The sequence below is a fragment of the Arthrobacter sp. NPDC055138 genome (assembly GCF_053607305.1).
The window spans coordinates 108,989-127,389 of record NZ_JBSGTH010000005.1 but is presented as its reverse complement, the minus strand read 5'-3'; the positions used below and the strand labels follow the sequence as shown (position 1 = coordinate 127,389).

16 protein-coding genes, 1 tRNA gene and 1 pseudogene are annotated in these 18,401 nt (G+C 66.9%); 16 read left to right on the top strand and 2 right to left on the bottom strand.

All coding sequences use genetic code 11. The features are described 5' to 3' along the window. Nucleotides 1-38 precede the first annotated feature (38 nt). Complete coding sequence (locus ACWF5H_RS13685; protein WP_364648587.1) at nt 39-206, bottom strand: hypothetical protein; 168 nt, start codon at nt 204-206, stop codon at nt 39-41. An 81-nt stretch (nt 207-287) separates the two neighbouring features. Between ACWF5H_RS13685 and ACWF5H_RS13680 the strand changes: the two genes are divergently transcribed. After that, on the top strand, nt 288-1,298 hold the full coding sequence (locus ACWF5H_RS13680) for a GlxA family transcriptional regulator (RefSeq protein WP_364648590.1): 1,011 nt from the start codon (nt 288-290) through the stop codon (nt 1,296-1,298). Between the two features lie 64 nt (nt 1,299-1,362). Here ACWF5H_RS13680 and ACWF5H_RS13675 read toward each other — a convergent pair. Next, a tRNA-Arg gene (locus ACWF5H_RS13675) sits at nt 1,363-1,435 on the bottom strand. Between the two features lie 205 nt (nt 1,436-1,640). On the opposite strand from ACWF5H_RS13675, the gene argS reads away from it, so the two are divergent. The 15 genes and pseudogenes from argS to atpE all read left to right on the top strand — a co-directional run bounded on the left by argS (nt 1,641) and on the right by atpE (nt 18,369). Next, nucleotides 1,641-3,284 (top strand): arginine--tRNA ligase, encoded by a 1,644-nt coding sequence (gene argS, locus ACWF5H_RS13670; RefSeq protein ID WP_452037497.1) that lies wholly within the window; start codon nt 1,641-1,643, stop codon nt 3,282-3,284. Then, the gene (locus tag ACWF5H_RS13665; protein ID WP_452037496.1) at nt 3,284-4,768 is read left to right on the top strand and encodes a diaminopimelate decarboxylase family protein; all 1,485 of its coding nucleotides are present in this window, start codon (nt 3,284-3,286) and stop codon (nt 4,766-4,768) included. The genes argS and ACWF5H_RS13665 overlap by 1 nt, the downstream gene beginning before the upstream one ends. A gap of 56 nt (nt 4,769-4,824) precedes the next feature. Next, entirely contained in the window at nt 4,825-6,150 is a 1,326-nt protein-coding gene (locus tag ACWF5H_RS13660) for a homoserine dehydrogenase (protein WP_452037771.1), read from the top strand. After that, nucleotides 6,151-7,251: a threonine synthase gene (gene thrC, locus ACWF5H_RS13655; RefSeq protein ID WP_452037494.1), complete on the top strand. Its 1,101-nt coding sequence runs from the start codon at nt 6,151-6,153 to the stop codon at nt 7,249-7,251. A 7-nt stretch (nt 7,252-7,258) separates the two neighbouring features. After that, nucleotides 7,259-8,230, top strand: a complete 972-nt coding sequence (thrB, locus tag ACWF5H_RS13650) for a homoserine kinase (protein WP_452037493.1) — start codon at nt 7,259-7,261, stop codon at nt 8,228-8,230. Between the two features lie 321 nt (nt 8,231-8,551). After that, complete coding sequence (gene rho / locus ACWF5H_RS13645) at nt 8,552-10,621, top strand: transcription termination factor Rho (protein ID WP_452037491.1); 2,070 nt, start codon at nt 8,552-8,554, stop codon at nt 10,619-10,621. Nucleotides 10,622-10,825: 204 nt separating this feature from the next. Then, a complete protein-coding gene (gene prfA, locus ACWF5H_RS13640) occupies nt 10,826-11,905 on the top strand; it encodes a peptide chain release factor 1 (protein WP_452037489.1) in 1,080 nt (359 codons plus the stop codon). 6 nt (nt 11,906-11,911) lie between these two features. After that, entirely contained in the window at nt 11,912-12,757 is an 846-nt protein-coding gene (prmC, locus tag ACWF5H_RS13635) for a peptide chain release factor N(5)-glutamine methyltransferase (protein ID WP_452037488.1), read from the top strand. A gap of 18 nt (nt 12,758-12,775) precedes the next feature. Further along, nucleotides 12,776-13,435, top strand: a pseudogene (locus tag ACWF5H_RS13630) (L-threonylcarbamoyladenylate synthase); the annotation flags it as partial. An 11-nt stretch (nt 13,436-13,446) separates the two neighbouring features. Continuing rightward, nucleotides 13,447-15,321: a polysaccharide biosynthesis protein gene (locus ACWF5H_RS13625; protein ID WP_452037486.1), complete on the top strand. Its 1,875-nt coding sequence runs from the start codon at nt 13,447-13,449 to the stop codon at nt 15,319-15,321. Continuing rightward, the gene (locus ACWF5H_RS13620; RefSeq protein ID WP_452037485.1) at nt 15,318-16,331 is read left to right on the top strand and encodes a UDP-phosphate glycosyltransferase; all 1,014 of its coding nucleotides are present in this window, start codon (nt 15,318-15,320) and stop codon (nt 16,329-16,331) included. The genes ACWF5H_RS13625 and ACWF5H_RS13620 overlap by 4 nt, the downstream gene beginning before the upstream one ends. Before the next feature lie 99 nt (nt 16,332-16,430). Continuing rightward, entirely contained in the window at nt 16,431-16,946 is a 516-nt protein-coding gene (locus ACWF5H_RS13615; protein WP_452037483.1) for a hypothetical protein, read from the top strand. Continuing rightward, complete coding sequence (locus tag ACWF5H_RS13610) at nt 16,936-17,208, top strand: hypothetical protein (RefSeq protein WP_452037482.1); 273 nt, start codon at nt 16,936-16,938, stop codon at nt 17,206-17,208. Before ACWF5H_RS13615 ends, ACWF5H_RS13610 begins: the two co-directional genes overlap by 11 nt. 86 nt (nt 17,209-17,294) lie before the next feature. Beyond that, nucleotides 17,295-18,101: a F0F1 ATP synthase subunit A gene (gene atpB, locus ACWF5H_RS13605; RefSeq protein ID WP_364648629.1), complete on the top strand. Its 807-nt coding sequence runs from the start codon at nt 17,295-17,297 to the stop codon at nt 18,099-18,101. A gap of 64 nt (nt 18,102-18,165) precedes the next feature. Next, complete coding sequence (gene atpE, locus ACWF5H_RS13600; RefSeq protein ID WP_074701684.1) at nt 18,166-18,369, top strand: ATP synthase F0 subunit C; 204 nt, start codon at nt 18,166-18,168, stop codon at nt 18,367-18,369. The last annotated feature ends 32 nt before the right edge of the window (nt 18,370-18,401 follow it).

Sequence of the window (18,401 nt, the reverse complement as noted above, 5' to 3'; positions counted from 1 at the left end):
TCGGGCTTGGGGCGGATCCAGATCAGGCAACGGTCGGCTCAGACCAACCGGGGAAGGTCGGCATAGGGGCGACTCGGGACGGTGCCGGCGGTCCAGTCGGCGTGTGAACGTTCCGGCGGGGTGGCGCCGCGGCCGTCACGGATGATCAATCGGATGGTGGCGCCGATGACGAAGAGTGCCAGTGCGGTAATCAGAAGTAGTTCCATGCCTCTATGGTGATCCTGCGGCAGCGGAAAAAAGAGTGGCAGAAACGACCATAAAGCACAAAAAACTGCCATACTAGTTGCATGTTGAAAACAGTGGCTGTGGTGGTGCTTCCGGGGGCCGCGCCGTTCGAGTTTGGAGTGGTCTGCGAAGTCTTCGGCATCGACCGGTCTGACCGCGGCACCGGCGTTCCGGCGTTCGACTTCCGGATCTGCACGACCGTGCCAGGCGTGGTCAGCAGCAAGCTGGGATTCTCCCTGAACGTCCCGCTTGGACTGGAGGCTGCCGCCGACGCGGACCTGGTGGTGGTGGCGCCCTACCAGCAGATGGACCAGGTCCCGGACGAACTACGGGACGCCCTGCACGCCGCGCATGCCCGCGGCGCGTGGGTGCTGTCCGTATGCTCGGCGGCCTTTGTGCTGGCCGAGGCGGGGCTGCTGGACGGGCGCCGCGCCACAACGCACTGGCAGTACTCCCATCAGCTGGCGGCCAACTATCCGCAGATCGACGTGGACGAAAACGTGCTGTACGTCGAGGACGACCGCATCATCACCAGTGCCGGGACAGCCGCGGGGATCGACGCCTGCCTGCACTTGGTCCGGACCGAGCTCGGGGCCTCGGTGGCCACGGCCATCGCCCGGGACATGGTGGTGCCGCCGCACCGGGCCGGCGGGCAGGCGCAGTATATTGACCGTCCAATGTCGCTGGCCGGCTGCCACACCCTGAAAGACCTGCTGGTGTGGCTGGATGAGAACCTGGCCCAGGACGTGACGGTCGCCCAATTGGCCGACAGGGTGCACATGTCCGAGCGCACGTTCGCCCGCCGGTTCCGGGCCGAAACCGGTGCCACGCCGGCCGCATGGATCAACGCGCAGCGGGTGCTCCGTGCGCAGGAGCTGCTGGAGGAATCGGACCTGAACATCGACGAAATCGCGCGGATCACGGGATTCGGCCAAGCGGTGCTGCTGCGCCACCATTTCGCCAAGTCCGTCGGCGTCAGCCCGGCGGCCTACCGCCGAACCTTCCGCGGCAGCGGCGCCGCCGGCACTGCGGCAACGCGTGACCGCCAGCCCGCAGCCAGCGCAGCCCGGTAGATCGGGGTTAACGCAAGAATCCCCGGCCGTGTGGCCGGGGATTCCTGCGGTCCTGCTTCATCAGTGCCCTCGATAGGATTCGAACCTACGGCCTTCTGCTCCGGAGGCAGACGCTCTATCCCCTGAGCTACGAGGGCGCGGCACCGGCTGTTCGCCTGATGCCCTGCGGGACCTATTGAGCTTAGCAGCATCCGGCCCGCCAGAAGAAATGCGCAACGCCGCGCGCCTGCAGGAACTGTTGTGGGGGAGCGACCGGCCCCGCCCCGAAGGCCAGGTGCGAGCCCCGTCACAGCCGGGCCGTGGAAAGGCGGGCGGCAGAAGTGATTGCCCTATGCTTGTGGGGTGACTCCTGAAGAACTTTCCGCTGCCATTGCCGCCTGCCTGCAGGCCGCCGTCGACGCCGGCGATTTCGCCGTCGAAATGCCGGACGAGGTCCGGGTGGAGCGACCGAAAAACCGGGAGCATGGGGACTGGGCCACCAACATTGCCATGCAGCTGGGCAAGAAGGCCGGCATGAATCCGCGCCAGTTTGCTGAGATTCTCAGCGCCCGGCTGGAGAAGATCGACGGCGTCGCCCGGGTAGAGATTGCCGGCCCCGGCTTCCTCAACATCACCGTGGACGCCGCCGCCGCCGGTGTGCTCGCCAAGAGCATCGTCGAAGCGGGAACCGGCTACGGCACCAGCGATGACCTGTCCGGGCAGCGCATCAACCTGGAGTTCGTCTCCGCCAACCCCACCGGGCCAATCCACCTGGGCGGCACCCGCTGGGCTGCGCTCGGCGACTCGCTGGCGCGCATCCTCGTGGCGCAGGGCGCGGACGTGGCCCGCGAATACTACTTCAATGACCATGGCTCGCAGATCGACCGGTTTGCCCGCTCCCTGCTGGCGAAAGCCAAAGGCGAGCCCGCACCGGAGGACGGCTACGGCGGAGACTACATCGCCGACATCGCCAACGCGGTGCTGGCGCAGAACCCGGACGCGCTTTCGTCCGCTGACCCGCAGGAAGAATTCCGCAGCCGCGGCGTGGAGCTGATGTTCACGGCGATCAAGAAATCGCTGCATGAATTCGGCGTGGATTTCGACGTGTACTTCCACGAGAATTCGCTGTTCGAGGACGGCGCCGTGGAGAAGTTGCTGGAAGAGCTGAAAGGCTCCGGCAGCCTCTACTTCAACGACGGCGCGTGGTGGCTGAAGTCCACCGACTTCGGCGATGACAAAGACCGCGTGGTCATCAAGTCGGACGGCAACGCGGCCTACATCGCCGGCGACATCGCCTACTTCAAGAACAAGCGGGACCGCGGGTTCGACCTGTGCATCTACATGCTCGGCGCCGACCACCACGGCTACGTCGCCCGGTTGAAGGCCGCCGCGGCCGCGATGGGCGACAGCGCCGACCGGGTGGAAGTGCTGATCGGCCAGATGGTCAACCTGGTCAAGGACGGCAAGCCGATGCGGATGTCCAAGCGCGCCGGCACCGTGGTGACCATGGAGGACCTCGTCGACGCCGTGGGCGTGGATGCGGCCAGGTACGCGCTGACCCGCTCGCACGCCGATTCGAACATCGACATTGACCTGGACCTGCTGGTTAAGCACAGCAACGACAACCCGGTCTACTACGTGCAGTACGCCCATGCGCGCACCTGCGCCGTCGCCCGCAATGCTGCCGCCTCCGGGGTGGAACGCAGCGCCTTCGACGCGTCGCTGCTGGACCACGCCACCGAGAATGAACTGCTGGCCGTGCTGGGCGCCTACCCGTCCGTGGTGGCCATGGCTGCGAAGTTCCGCGAACCGCACCGCGTGGCCCGCCATCTGGAAGTCATCGCCGGCGCCTACCACCGCTGGTACGACGCCTGCCGTGTCACCCCGATTGGCGACGGCGAAGTTACCGACACGCACCGTACCCGGCTGTGGTTGAACACCGCCGTGACCCAGGTGCTGGCCAACGGCCTGGACCTGCTGGGCGTCAGCGCCCCGGAGAGGATGTAATGCCCGCAGCACACGTATCCGGCGCCGCGTCAGAGCTGGCCCCGGACTGGCTGACCTGCCCGCAGGATGTCAATGCGCTGGAGGCCAAGCTGTGGGCCCAGGATGTGGCCCGTGGTGCAGCCGGTGAACTGGAAGTCTCCGGCATCGGCGTCGGCGAACTCAAGGAGCAGTTCGGCACGCCGCTGTTCGTGGTGTCCGAGGACGATTTCCGCGCCCGTGCCCGCGCCTTCAAACAGGCCTTCGACGATGCCTTCAGTTCGCTCTGCGGCGGCGTGGATGTCTACTACGCCGGCAAGGCGTTCCTCAGCGTGGAAATTGCCCGCTGGGTGGCCCAGGAAGGGCTTCGGCTCGATACCTGCAGCGGCGGGGAGCTGGCCGTCGCCGCCCGCGCCGGCATCCCGGGGGAAAACCTTGGCCTGCACGGCAACAACAAGTCGGACGCCGAAATCCACCGCGCCCTGGACATGGGGCTGGGCCGCATCGTGGTGGACAGCCTGGATGAACTGGCACGGGTCGGCGCCATCGCCGCCGCCCGGGGCGAGATGGCCAACGTGATGCTGCGGCTGACCCCCGGCGTGCACGCGCACACGCACGAGTTCATTGCCACCGCGCATGAAGACCAGAAGTTCGGCCTCTCGATGGCCGGCGCCGGCCAGCAGCAGGATGGCACGGAGCACGACGCCGGTGCGCCGGCTCAGTCCGCCGGCTCGCCCGCAGCACAGGCCGTCGCTGCGGCGCTGGCGCACGAGTCGATCAACCTGCTGGGACTGCACTGCCACATCGGCTCGCAGATCTTCGAGCCCGAAGGTTTCGCGCTGGCGGCCGAGCGGCTGCTGAGCTTCGTGGCGCAGGTCCGCGACGAGCACGGCGTTGACCTGCATGAACTGGATCTGGGTGGCGGCTACGGCATCGCCTACACCGAAGCCGACACCCCGCGGCCGCCGGCCGAACTCGCCCAGGCGATGGCCGCCGTCGTGCGCGCCGCCACCGAACGGCTGGGGATCCCGGTGCCGCGGATCTCGATTGAGCCGGGCCGCGCGATCGCCGGGCCGAGCACCTTCACCCTCTACTCTGCCGGCACCCGGAAGACCGTGCAGGTTGACGTGGACGGCGGCGGCAGCCGTCCGCGGCGCTACGTGTCCGTGGATGGCGGCATGAGCGACAACGCCCGCCCGGTGCTCTACGACGCCGATTATTCGGCCGTGTTGGCTTCCCGTGTGACGGAAGCAGCGCCGATTATTTCCCGCGTGGTTGGTAAACACTGCGAGAGCGGTGACATTGTAGTCAGGAACGTTTACCTGCCCGAGGACATCGAGGCGGGGGACCTGCTGGCGGTGCCGGCGACCGGGGCCTATTGTTGGGCGCTCTCCAGCAACTACAACTATGTGGCCCGGCCGCCTGTGGTTGCCGTGCGCGGCGGCGAGGCGCGGTTGATCATCCGCGGCGAAACCGAAGACGACCTGCTGGCCCGCGACCTGGGCTGACCCCCGACGGGCGGCAGGGGTGGCGAGTGAGATAAAAGACTGAGAGTTTGGGCAGCATGAAAACGCTGAAAGTAGCACTGTTGGGATGCGGGAACGTCGGAGCCCAGGTGGCCCGGATCCTGATTGACGACGCCGAAGTGCTCGCCGCGCGTACCGGCGCGCGGCTGCAACTGACCGGGATCGCCGTGCGCGACGTCGCCGCCAAGCGGACCGTGGAACTGCCCGCCGAGCTGTTCACCACCGAGGCCGAGCCGCTGGTCAAGGACGCCGACATCGTGATCGAGCTGCTCGGCGGGCTGGAACCGGCGCGGACGCTCATCCGCAGCGCCATCGACAGCGGCGCCGCCGTGGTCACCGGTAACAAGGCCCTGCTGGCGGCCGACGGGCAGGACCTGTACGCCCGCGCCGACGAGGCCGGCGTCGAGCTGTCCTTCGAAGCCGCGGTTGCCGGCGCCATCCCGCTGCTGCGGCCCATCCGCGAGTCGCTGGCGGGGGACCGCATCACCAAGGTGATGGGCATCGTCAACGGCACCACCAACTACATCCTGGACCAGATGGACACCACCGGCGCCCAGTTCGCCGACGCGCTGGCCGCCGCGCAGGAACTCGGCTACGCCGAAGCGGACCCCACCGCCGACGTGGAAGGCCATGACGCCGCGGCCAAGGGTGCCATCCTCGCCGAGCTGGCCTTCCACACTCCGTTCGATCTGGCCAACGTCCAGTGCCAGGGCATCAGCTCCATCACGGCGGACGACATTGCCGCGGCCAAGGATGCCGGCTACGTGATCAAGCTGCTCTCCATCGCCGAGCGGCTGCGCGGCATCGACGGCCAGGAGGGCGTGGCCGTGCGCGTCCACCCGACCCTGCTGCCGCGCCAGCACCCGCTGGCAGCCGTGCACGGAGCCTTCAACGCGGTCTTCGTGGAGGCCGAAAACGCCGGCGAGATGATGTTCTACGGCCAGGGCGCCGGCGGCGCGCCGACCGCCTCCGCGGTGCTGGGCGATGTGGTCAGCGCCGGCCGGCGCATGGTTGGCGGCGGTCCGGGCCGGACCGAAACACCCACGGTCCAGTTGCCCGCCGTCGGACTTGACTCGGTCAAGACCAGCTACTACATCGGCCTGGACGTGGCGGACCAGCCGGGCGTACTGTCGCAGATTGCCGGCGTCTTCGCCGAGCACGGCGTCTCCATCGAGACGATGCGCCAAACCATCCACGCCGAAGCCCCCCATGACACCGCCAGCGACGGCGGCAAGGTGACCGCGGAGCTGCGCTTCGTCACGCACCGGGCGTCCGAGGCTTCGCTGGCCGCGACGGTCGACGCCGTGCGCGGACTCGACATTGTCAACGCTGTTATCTCTGTCCTGCGAGTAGAAGGAATCTAAGTGGCCCACCAATGGCGCGGCGTCATCCGTGAATACGCGGACCGGCTGCCGGTAACGGAGCAGACCGAGATCATCACCCTCGGCGAAGGCGGCACCCCGCTGGTGCGGGCCAAGGCCCTCTCCGAGCTGACCGGCTCCGAGGTGTACCTGAAGGTGGAGGGGATGAACCCCACCGGCTCCTTCAAGGACCGCGGCATGACCATGGCCATGACGGCGGCGGTGGAGGCGGGCGCCAAAGCGGTAGTCTGCGCGTCCACCGGCAACACGTCCGCCTCGGCGGCCGCCTACGCCACCCAGGCCGGGCTGAAGTGCGCGGTGCTGGTTCCCGCCGGCAAGATCGCCATGGGCAAGATGAGCCAGGCGATCGCGCACGGCGCCGAAATCATCCAGATCAACGGCAACTTCGACAACTGCCTGGAAGTGGCCCGCAAACTCTCCGAGGCCTACCCGGTGTTCCTGGTGAACTCGGTGAACCCGGCACGCATCCAGGGCCAGAAGACGGCGGCCTTCGAGACGGTTGACTATCTGGGCGATGCCCCGGACATCCACGTGATGCCGGTGGGCAACGCGGGCAACATCACCGCCTACTGGAAGGGCTACCAGGAGTACGCCGCGCCGTACGAGTCGGCCACTGCCGGCATGCTGGGCCCGGTTGCCAGCAAGACCCCGACGCTATGGGGCTTCCAGGCCGCCGGTGCCGCCCCGCTGGTGCTGGGACACCCGGTGACCGAACCGGAGACCATCGCCACCGCGATCCGGATCGGCAACCCGGCCTCTTGGGACACCGCCATCGCCGCCCGCGACGAGTCCGGCGGCCTGATCGATTCCGTGACCGACGACGAGATTCTGGCCGCGCACCGCTGGCTGTCCTCGAAGGAGGGCGTCTTCGTGGAGCCGGGCTCCGCGGCGGGCGTGGCCGGCGTGATCAAGAAGCACGCCGCCGGCGAGGTGCCCTCGGGCAAGACCATCGTCATTACGGTCACCGGTCACGGACTGAAGGACCCGCAGTGGGCACTGCGAACCGAGGATGGCAGCGAAGCGTCGCCGATCAAGGTGGACTTCGACGTGGTCAGCGTGGCCTCCGCCCTGGGTCTTGAGTAGCAGCACCTTGGCAGGGGAGGACGCCGCGGTGGCCGGCCGCATAGCGCCCGGCCAGCGCATCACGGTGCGGGTGCCGGCCACCAGCGCCAACCTGGGTCCGGGCTTCGACAGCCTGGGCCTGGCCTTGGCGTTCTACGACACGGTCACGGTGGAGTCGACCGACGACGGCGTCTTCCAGGCATCCGTCAGGGGCGAAGGCGCGGCCAACCTGCCGACTGACGAATCGCACCTCATCATCCGGACCTTGCGCAGCACGCTGCGCCAAGCAGGGTACGACGCCGGTGGGTTGCGGCTGGAAGCCGAGAACCTGATCCCGCATGGGCGGGGGATGGGTTCTTCCGCCGCCGCGGTGGTGTCCGCGGTGCTGTTGGCCGATGCCCTGCTTCCGGAGCAGGACCGCCTTGGCGCCGGAAAGATCCTGCAGATCTGTTCCGGCCTGGAAGGCCACCCCGACAACGTGGCACCCGCCTTGAGCGGGCAGTTGGCCATCTCCTGGGAGGAAGCCGGGGTCTACTACAGCACCCGGGTGCCGATCTGCCCGGACATTGTGCCAGTGGTGGCCATACCCTCCTTTGAACTTTCCACCGAAACGGCACGTAATCTGCTGCCCGCCTCGGTGCCGCACCACGTTGCTGCCGCCAACTCCGGCCGCGCCGCACTGTTGGTCCACGCACTCACCCGCGACCCGTCGCTGCTGCGGGCAGGGACAGAAGAGTGGCTGCATCAGCGGCACCGGGCGCCGGCCATGAAGCCCAGTGCCGCGCTCATCGAGGCGCTGCGCAGCCGCGGCCACGCCGCCGTCGTCTCCGGCGCCGGGCCCACTGTCATGACACTCACCGCGGACGAAGCCGAAGCGGTGCAGGTTCAGAAGGTCATCGCCACCCATCTGGAGCAGCACGACATGCCGGGGAGCTGGCGTGTTCTGAAACTGGCAGTGGAGACAGATGGTGCTAAAGTGGAAATGCACCCCCGGGAATAACCGGCGAGGAATCCTGCCCGGATGCTCCGGATCACGCAAGCCGAGCAGCCGTTGAGGCAGGATCCCCGTTCCAGGTGCAGCCTTTCAGGAGCCTTCCGCGGCACTCAACGGCGTTGCTGTCGGCCATCGGCCGGACAGGACCTCCCTCGTTCCAGCCGGATGGCTTGTTTCAAAGGCTTTCATATCTGTTCACCCGGACTTTCCTCGGCATGACGCCGGAGGCAACAACGGACCCCGGCCGGGCTTCTCATGCACGGTCGGGTGGCAAACAACGCGGTGCGCTTCATATGCACATCGCCCGACGAGGGGGAAGGATCCTTCGTGACCGAAACCACTGACCTGACTGCAGGTGTGGAAACCATTGACTCTCCTGCACCGAAGAGTGCGGGCCTTGCCGGCCTGAAGCTGGCCCAGCTGCAGGTGCTGGCCGGACAGCTCGGCATCACCGGCGGCTCCCGGATGCGCAAGGGCGACCTTGTCACCGCGATTTCCGACCACCAGCGCGGCTCCTCGGTTGCAGACCGGGCCGCCAAGAAGGTGGACCAGCCGGCGCGCACCGAAGCTTCTGCTCCGGCCAAGGAAGAGACCTCCGGCACGGCAGGCGAGGGCGCCGGCAACACGTCCGGCGGTGACCTCACCAAGGCCGCCGAGCGGGTCAGCCGTACCCGCAACCGCAACCGCCGCGCCAGCAGCGACGGCACGGTGGCACCTGCCGACGCAGAGGCCACTGCCGCAAACACCGCCACCGCGGCGCCGGCCGAAGCCCCTGCCCAGGCTCCCGCCGCCGAGACTGTCCAGGCCGACGGCGAAGTCCGCCAGGAGCGCCGCAGCCGCGGACGCAACCGGCGTTCGGAGTCCGGTCAGCAGGACGCAGCCGAGATCAAGACCGATGCCCAGCAGGAAACCGCCGAGGCCGGCAAGCAGGACGAGAAGAAGGACGGCCAGGACGGTGCCGCCCAGCAGCAGCAGTCCGGCCGCGGCGACGGCCAGTCCGACCGCCGCAACCGTGACCGCAGCCGCAACCGCAGCGAGTCCGACCGCGACAACCGGGACAACCGCGACAACCGCGACAACCGTCAGGACGACGGCGAGGACGGCGGCCGCGGACGCAACCGCAACCGCCGCAACCGCCGCGACAATGACAGCAACACCCGCTACCGCGACCGCAACGAGCGCCGCCGCGGCCGCGACCGCGGTCCGGACGTCGACGACACCGAGGTTTCGGACGACGATGTGCTGCTGCCCGTCGCCGGCATCCTGGATGTGCTGGAGAACTACGCCTTCGTGCGTACCTCCGGCTACCTGCCCGGACCGAACGACGTCTACGTCTCGCTGGCCCAGGTCAAGAAGTACAACCTGCGCAAGGGCGACGCCGTCGTCGGCGCCATCCGCGCCCCGCGCGACGGCGATTCCGGCGGCCAGAGCAGCCGGCAGAAGTTCAACGCGCTGGTCAAGCTCACTTCCGTCAACGGCAAGCCGGTGGAAGACAACAAGGACCGCGTGGACTTCACCAAGCTGGTTCCGCTTTACCCGTCGGAGCGCCTGCGCCTGGAGACCGAGCCGAAGAAGATCGGCCCCCGCGTCATCGACCTGGTGGCCCCGATCGGCAAGGGCCAGCGCGGCCTGATTGTCTCCCCGCCGAAGGCCGGCAAGACCCTGATCCTGCAGTCCATCGCGAACGCGATCACCACCAACAACCCTGAGGTCCACCTCATGATGGTGCTGGTCGACGAGCGGCCTGAAGAGGTCACCGACATGCAGCGCACGGTTAAGGGCGAGGTCATTGCCTCCACCTTCGACCGTCCCGCCGATGACCACACCACGGTGGCCGAACTGGCCATCGAGCGCGCCAAGCGCCTGGTGGAAATGGGCATGGACGTGGTGGTCCTGCTGGACTCGATGACCCGTCTGGGCCGTGCCTACAACCTGGCCGCCCCGGCATCCGGCCGCATCCTCTCCGGCGGTGTGGACTCGTCCGCGCTGTACCCGCCGAAGCGCTTCTTCGGTGCCGCCCGCAACATCGAAAACGGCGGCTCCCTGACCATCCTCGCCACCGCCTTGGTGGAGACCGGGTCGAAGATGGACGAGGTCATCTTCGAGGAATTCAAGGGCACCGGCAACATGGAACTGCGCCTGTCCCGCTCGCTGGCGGACAAGCGCATCTTCCCGGCCGTCGATGTCAATGCCTCCGGCACCCGCCGCGAGGAGAACCTGCTCTCGCCCGAAGAGGTCAAGATCATGTGGCGCCTGCGCCGCGTCCTCTCCGGACTGGACACCCAGCAGGCGCTGGAACTGCTCACCGGCAAGATCCGGGAAACGCAGTCCAACGTGGAGTTCCTGATGCAGGTCCAGAAGACGACGCTCGGCTCGAAGGCCGAGAACGACAAGTAGCTGGTTAACAGCCGCTGATTTTTGCCGGCCCCGCCCTACGCCGGGCGGCCGAGGATCTGCGATCCTCAGCCGCCCGGCTCCGGTAGGCCCGATGCCACTCCCTGGCCGGCAAAAAAATCAGCGGCTGTTGCTGTTAAGTCGGCTTTTTGTCCCCGTCGTTGTCGTTGCTATTTAGACTTGTTGTGAGTCGAAAGAGGTTTGAAGATGTTTGAGTCCGTTCAGGGGCTGCTGGATGAGCATGCCCAGCTGCAGAAGGAATTGAGCGACCCTGCTGTCTATGCCGATCAGGCGCGGGCACGGAAGTTGGGGCGCCGTTCGGCGGAGCTGAACGGCATTGTGGAGGCGCACAAGCGCTGGTCGCACCTCTCGGACGACCTTGAGGCGGCCCGCGAGCTTGCCGACGAGGATCCGGAACTGGCGGCCGAGGTGCCGGGGCTGGAGGCTGAACTCGAGACCGCCCAGGAGCGGCTCCGCCGGCTGCTGATCCCGCGCGATCCGGACGACGCCCGCAACGTGATCATCGAGGTCAAGGGCGGCGAAGGCGGCGACGAGGCTGCACTGTTCGCCGGCGACCTGCTGCGGATGTACATGCGCTACGCGGAATCGCGCGGCTGGAAGACCGAAATTATCTCCGCGACGGAGTCCGATCTGGGCGGCTACAAGGACGTCCAGATGGCCATCAAAGGCAACTCCAACGACCCGGCCGAAGGTGTGTGGGCACGGCTCAAGTTCGAGGGCGGCGTGCACCGCGTGCAGCGTGTTCCGGTGACCGAATCGCAGGGCCGCATCCACACCTCCGCCGCGGGCGTGCTGGTGCTGCCCGAAGTGGACGAACCGGAAGAAATCGACATCAGCCAGAACGACCTGAAGATCGATGTGTACCGTTCCTCGGGCCCCGGCGGCCAGTCCGTGAACACCACCGACTCGGCGGTGCGTATCACCCACCTGCCCACCGGCATTGTGGTGGCGATGCAGAACGAGAAGTCACAGCTGCAGAACCGTGAGGCCGGCATGCGCGTTCTCCGCGCGCGGCTGCTGGCCCACCAGCAGGAGCAGATCGACGCCGCAAACTCCGAGACCCGCAAGTCGCAGATCCGCACCATGGACCGGTCCGAGCGGATTCGAACCTACAACTTCCCGGAAAACCGCATCGCGGACCACCGCACCGGCTACAAGGCCTACAACCTGGACGCGGTGATGAACGGCGAACTGGAACCCGTGATCCAGTCGGCCATCCAGGCGGACGAAGAACACCGGCTGGCCGCACTGGGCGAGGAAAACTAGCCAGCGGTGCCCGGCACGAATCTTGCCGAAGCCCTCTCCGCCGCCACCGCGCGGCTGGCAGAGGCCGGCGTCCCTTCGCCGCGGGTGGACGCCGAGTTGCTCGCCGCCCACCTGCTGGGCGTGTCGCTGGGGCGCGTGCGTGCGCTGGCGCTGATGGACGCCGAGTCTCCGGACGGCCTGGAGGACCTGGTGGCCGAACGCGCCACCCGTGTTCCGCTGCAGCACATTACCGGCCGGGCTTTCTTCCGGCACCTTGAACTGCAGGTGGGGCCGGGCGTGTTCGTGCCGCGGCCGGAGACCGAAACGGTCGCCCAACATGCCATCGACCAGGCGCTGGCCCTGTCCGCGGCCAAGGTGGTGGACCTGGGCACCGGCTCCGGAGCCATCGCCGCCGCCGTCGCCAGCGAAGTGCCCTCCGCCACCGTCTACGCGGTGGAACTCAGTGACCTCGCGCACGCCTGGGCCGAGCGGAATCTGGCACCGCTGGGCGTCACTCTGCTGAGGGAGGACCTGCGCACGGCGCTGTCCGCGCATGACGGGACCTTCGACGTCGTCGTGTCCAATCCGCCCTACATTCCCGCCGAAGCGGTCCCGCGCGAGCCCGAGGTCGCCGATCACGATCCGCAGATGGCGCTCTACGGCGGGGGAGCGGACGGGATGGAGCTTCCGGCCGCCACCGCGGCCACCGCCGCGCGGCTGTTGAAGCCCGGCGGCTACTTCATCATGGAACATGCCGAGGTCCAAGCCGCAGCGGTGCTGACCCTGCTGCAGGCTGCCGGATGCTGGCAGCAGGTGGCTACCGAGTACGATCTAACCGGGCGCGAGCGGGCCACGTCCGCTCGACGGTTATGAGAATGGAACAATGAAACTGTGAGCACCACGTTCAACTGCACCGACGCCGCAGACCGCAGCGAGGGCCTGGCGGCAGCACAAGCCGCCCTCGCAGACCGGCAGTGTGTTGTCATGCCCACCGATACTGTCTACGGGATCGCCGCCGACGCGTTCTCGCCCCAGGCGGTGGCCACCCTGCTGGCCGCCAAGGGCCGCGGACGGAAAATGCCGCCGCCGGTGCTGGTGCCGCGGCCGCAGACCATGGACGGCCTCGCCACCGACGTGAGCGACGAAGCCCGCGCCCTCGCCGACGCCTTCTGGCCGGGCGGCCTGACGCTGATTTTCCACGCCCAGCCGTCGCTGACCTGGGACCTGGGCGAAACAAAGGGCACTGTAGCCCTGCGTATGCCCGACGACGAGCTGGCGCTGGAACTGCTGGCAGCCACCGGACCGTTGGCCGTGTCCTCGGCGAACCGCACCGGCCAGCCCTCGGCGCAAACGGCCGCGCAGGCCATGGAGCAGTTGGCTGAATCGGTGGACGTTTATTTGGAAGACGGCTTTCGCCCCGCCGAAGGTGCGACGGCGGTGCCCTCCACCATCGTGGACTGCACCTCCAGCCCGCTGCGGGTGGTGCGCGAAGGGACCATCAGCCTGGAAACCCTGCGCACCGTCGTCCCGGATGTCCTGGGCCTCGGGGAGACGGTAGAAGCATGAGCCGCGACTCCGCTCTTCCGGCCGGCAAAACTGCCAGCAGCGACCGCGCTCTCTGGCTGTGGTCGCAGATCCTGCTGGACTCCCTGGCTTGGGTCGTGGCGATTATGCTGGCAGTTTTCCTGCGCTACGAAATGGCGCTCAGCCCGGCCAAGATCCCCGGCATCATCCTGCTGTGTGCGCTGGCCATAGCGGCCCAAGTAGCGGTCGGGTCAGCCTTCGCCCTATACAAGGGCCGTTACAGCTTCGGCAGTTTTCACGAGGCCAAGCTGCTGGTCATGGTGACCATCTCGGTGTCCGTGATCCTGACCCTCGGACTGCTGACCTTCGGCATCTCGCTCGGCATCGCGCGCGGCACTGGCCTGATCGCGTTCCCCTTCGCCTGCCTCTTCATGGCCGCGGTTCGCTACCTGAAGCGGATGTACGTGGAAAGCAAAGCCAAACCGGGCGACCAGGCCGAACGGACCCTGATTTACGGCGCCGGCTTTGTCGGCAACAACATCGTGACCCGGATGAGCAACGATCCCGCCTCGCCGTGGCTGCCGGTGGGGCTGATCGACGACGATCCGGCCAAGAAGCACCTGCGCATCGCGTCCGTTCCGGTCCTGGGCAGGATGGAAGACCTGCCGGAGATCGTACAGCGCACCCAGGCAACCGTCCTGCTGGTGGCGATCGCGGACATCGACGCCGTGCGGATGCGCAAGATCTCCGACACCATCGCCGGCCTGAACGTGCGCGTCCTGGTGGTGCCGCCGCTGAAGGACATGCTGACCGGCCGGCAGGACTTTTCCTTCCGCGAAGTCGCGATTGAAGACCTGATCGGGCGCCAGCCGGTGGATATCCACGTGGAAGAAATCGCCCACTACGTGACCGGCCGGCGGGTGCTGGTCACCGGCGCCGGCGGGTCCATTGGATCCGAGCTCTGCCGGCAGATCCACGCCTTCCAGCCGGCCGAACTGATCATGCTGGACCGCGACGAGACCGGCTTGCAGGGCACCCAGATTTCCATCACCGGCCAAGGACTGCTCACGGGCAAGGACACCGTGCTGGCCGACATCCGCGACGCCGGTGCGCTCGAAGCGATTTTCCTGGACCGCAAGCCGGAAGTGGTGTTCCACGCCGCGGCACTGAAGCACGTCTCGCTGCTGGAGCAGTATCCGGAGGAAGCCTGGAAGACCAATGTGCTCGGCTCGCTGAACGTGCTGCGTGCTGCACGCGCGGCCAGGGTCGAGACCTTCGTCAACGTTTCCACCGACAAGGCCGCCAATCCCACCACCGTGCTGGGCCACTCCAAGCGGGTAGCCGAGAAGCTGACGGCCTGGGTCGCGCAGCAAACCGGGCTGAAGTACGTCTCCGTCCGGTTCGGCAACGTGCTGGGCAGCCGCGGATCGGTCCTGCCGCTGTTCAGCGAGCAAATCCGCAAGGGCGGTCCGGTCACCGTTACCGACGCCGAGGCCACCCGCTTCTTCATGACCATCCCGGAAGCTTGCCAGCTGGTGATCCAGGCCGGCGCCATCGGCACCGGCGGCGAAGTGTTGATTTTGGACATGGGCGAACCGGTCAAGATCCTGGACGTAGCCGAGCGGATGATCGCCATGTCGGGCCGGGACGTCGAAATCGTCTTCACCGGCCTGCGCCCGGGGGAGAAGCTGCACGAGGACCTGATCGGGGAGGGCGAAAGCGATTCGCGGCCGCTGCACCCCAAGATCTCGCACGCCAGCATCGAGGGACTTGATCCGGACCGGATGAGCCTGACCGACTGGAAGAGCCGGCAGCATCTGGTCTCCGCCTCGACCGGTGCGCTGGACACCGTTCCGCTGGCGGTGGCCCCCGAGGACGATCTTGAGTCCGACGGGCGGGAGCGGGCCTCGTGAGCACGGCCGTGGTGGCCGTTGCCGCGGCCCTTCTGCTCAGCCTGCTGCTGCCGTTCGCGCTGATTCCGCTGCTCAACCGGCACGGGGTGCTGGATGTGCCCAATGAACGTTCCTCGCACACACGGCCGGTGGTGCGCGGCGTCGGCATCACCGTGGCGGTCGGGCTGCTGGCCGGTCTCCTGATTGCCGGCTTCGGCGGTGCTGCGGAAACACCCCAGTTGCTGCTCGCGCTTGCCGTCGTGGCGGCGGCGGCCGCACTGCTGGGCTGGGTCGAGGACTTCCGCGGGCTGTCCATCCGCGGCCGGGCCGCTCTACAGTTGGGCATCGGCGCCGGCGGAACAGCGCTGGCCATCGAACTGACCGGCCAGACCTGGTGGTGGCTGCCACTGGGCGCGCTGGCCCTGGCCGCCTACATCAACATTGCCAACTTCATGGACGGCGTCAACGGGATCTCCGGGCTGCATGGCACCGCAGTAGGGCTCATGTTCGCCGGAACCGGGGCAGTCACCGGCCACGGCTGGCTGGTGGTAGGCGGTGCCGTAGTGGCTGCCGCGTTCGTGGCGTTCCTGCCATGGAATCTTGGACGGGGCAACGTCTTCCTGGGCGACGTCGGCAGCTACCTGTTGGGAGCCTCGCTGGCCATGCTCGGCCTGACGGCCTTTTTGGACGGTGTACCCGCCGAGTATCTGTTGGGGCCGGTGGCCATCTACCTGGCGGACACACTCGCCACACTGCTGCGCCGGATCAGTGCGGGGGAGCAGTGGTACACGCCGCACCGCACGCACGCTTACCAGCGGTTGACGGACGTGGGCTTCAGCCATCTGCAGTCGGCGCTGCTGGTCACCGGCTGTTCACTGCTGACCGGTTTTTGCGGCTACCTGGCAGCCGAATCGGACCTGATGGGCAAAGCCGCCGCCATCGTCGCAGGGGTCGCCGTGGTCGTTTTCTACCTGCGGTCGCCGGTGATCTTCAGCCGACGTTCATCGAACGCGGCCGGCCCCGCCGCGTAACAGCGGGCGCCGAATCGTCGGCCAGTTCTATCTCATGTAGAATTATTCCGGCCGGTTCCGGCCAGCTCACTTCGCCTGCGACCGAAACGGATTTATCCCATGCGCGCATCCCGCCACGACGGCACTGCTGCCGCCGGCGGAGCCATCGCCGCATCCGGTCCCACCCGGTCGCCATGGCTGAAGATCCTCCGCACTTCCCTGATGGCAAGCGGCGCAGCAGCCGTGCTGATCATCGCAACGTCGGCCATCGTGGCCGGCGCGGCCGGTGCGTTGAGCGCCCTGCTCGGCGCCATGCTGGTGATGCTGTTCTTCGCCATCAGTTTGCTGGTGGGTCATTTTGTGGGACGGTCGAATCCATCCGGTGCCATCGGTGCCTTCATCGCCACCTACGTCATCAAGGTGGTGGGATTCGGCGCCGCACTGTTCCTCATCGGAACACCGGACTGGCTGGAGCGGACCTGGTTCTTCGTCGCGGCGGTTGCCGCCGTCGTCGTGTGGCAGGCAGCAGAAGTGTTCGCCTTCTCGCGTACCCGGCACCAGCTGTACGCCGATCCCGAGCCGGCACCGGAACACCGTCAGCAGCTGCCGAAGGGGGAGTCCTCCCATGGCGGCTAACGACTCATCCGGCCCTACAGACAACGGTTCCGGCGACGACTCCACCTACCAGGGCGGCAACACCCTGCTGACCTATATAGTTGGCGGGATCATCGCCTGGGGTTTGATAGGCTGGGGATTGGACTATCTGCTGGATACCCGCTGGCTGATTTTCGTCGGCGCCGTTCTAGGCGCTGGAGGCGGATATTACTTGGCCCGCAAACACAAGCTCACGCGCGGCGCTCGGCGTCGCCATGAGGGCGGCCCGGGGGACCACACCTAAATGTCAGAAAACTTCATATGGTGGCCTGCCTTGACGGCGACCCACCCTGAAACGCCCAAAGATGGACACTGCAGAGAGGAAACGCGTTGATCGCGCTTGCGCTTCCGGCGGCCGCTAATGAAGGTGGCTTCGTCCCACCGAGCCTCGAAGATATGCATCTACCGGAGATTCTTCCGTGGATGGCCCCCTACGGCGAGGGCTTCGGCAAGCAGATGCTGCTGGTCCTGCTGTCCGTCGTTTTGATTTCTTGGTTCTTCATCGTCGCGGCCCGCCGCCGCCAGCTTGTCCCCGGCAAGCTGCAGTACCTGGGCGAAATGAGCTACAACTTCGTCCGCAACTCGGTGGGTAAGGACATCATCGGTGAGCGCGACTTCAAGCCGTTCGTGCCGCTCCTGTTCTCCCTGTTCTTCTTCATCCTGGTGAACAACCTCTTTGGCTCCATTCCGCTGATCCAGATGCCGACCACCTCGCATGTGGGAACGGCCTACGCGCTGGCCGGCATCGTCTACGTCACATGGATTGTGCTGGGCATCAAGAAGCACGGCATCGGCTACTTCAAGCTGGCCGTGGTGCCTTCCGGTGTACCGAAGGCGATCCTGCCGCTGGTCGTCCTGATCGAGATCATCTCCACCTTCCTGGTCCGCCCGGTCACGCACAGCCTGCGTCTCTTCGCCACCATGCTGGCCGGCCACCTGATCATCATGCTGGCCGCTGCCGGCACACAGTTCCTGCTGGTGGACGCTGATTTCTGGTTGAAGCCGCTGGGCATCCTCACCCTCGCCGGCGGCGTCGGCATGTACTTCTTCGAAATCCTGATCCAGGTTCTGCAGGCCTACGTGTTCGTCCTGCTGACCGCGATCTACATCCAAGGCTCCCTGGCCGAGGAACACTAAATTTCCCCTCTGGGGAAGAACCTGAACCAACAACCTGCCCACTGGGCATCTTGAAAGGAAAAAAATGGAAGGCAATATCAACCTCGTCGGTTACGGTCTCTCCGCTATCGGCGGTGCCATCGGCGTGGGCCTCGTGTTCGCTGCTTACATCAACGGCGTTGCCCGCCAGCCGGAGGCACAGCGCGTGCTGCAGCCGATCGCGTTCCTGGGCCTGGCTCTGACTGAAGCTTTGGCCATCCTCGGTCTGGTGTTCGCGTTCGTCCTCTAATCCAGGCAACGCGAACCATCCACACCGAATAG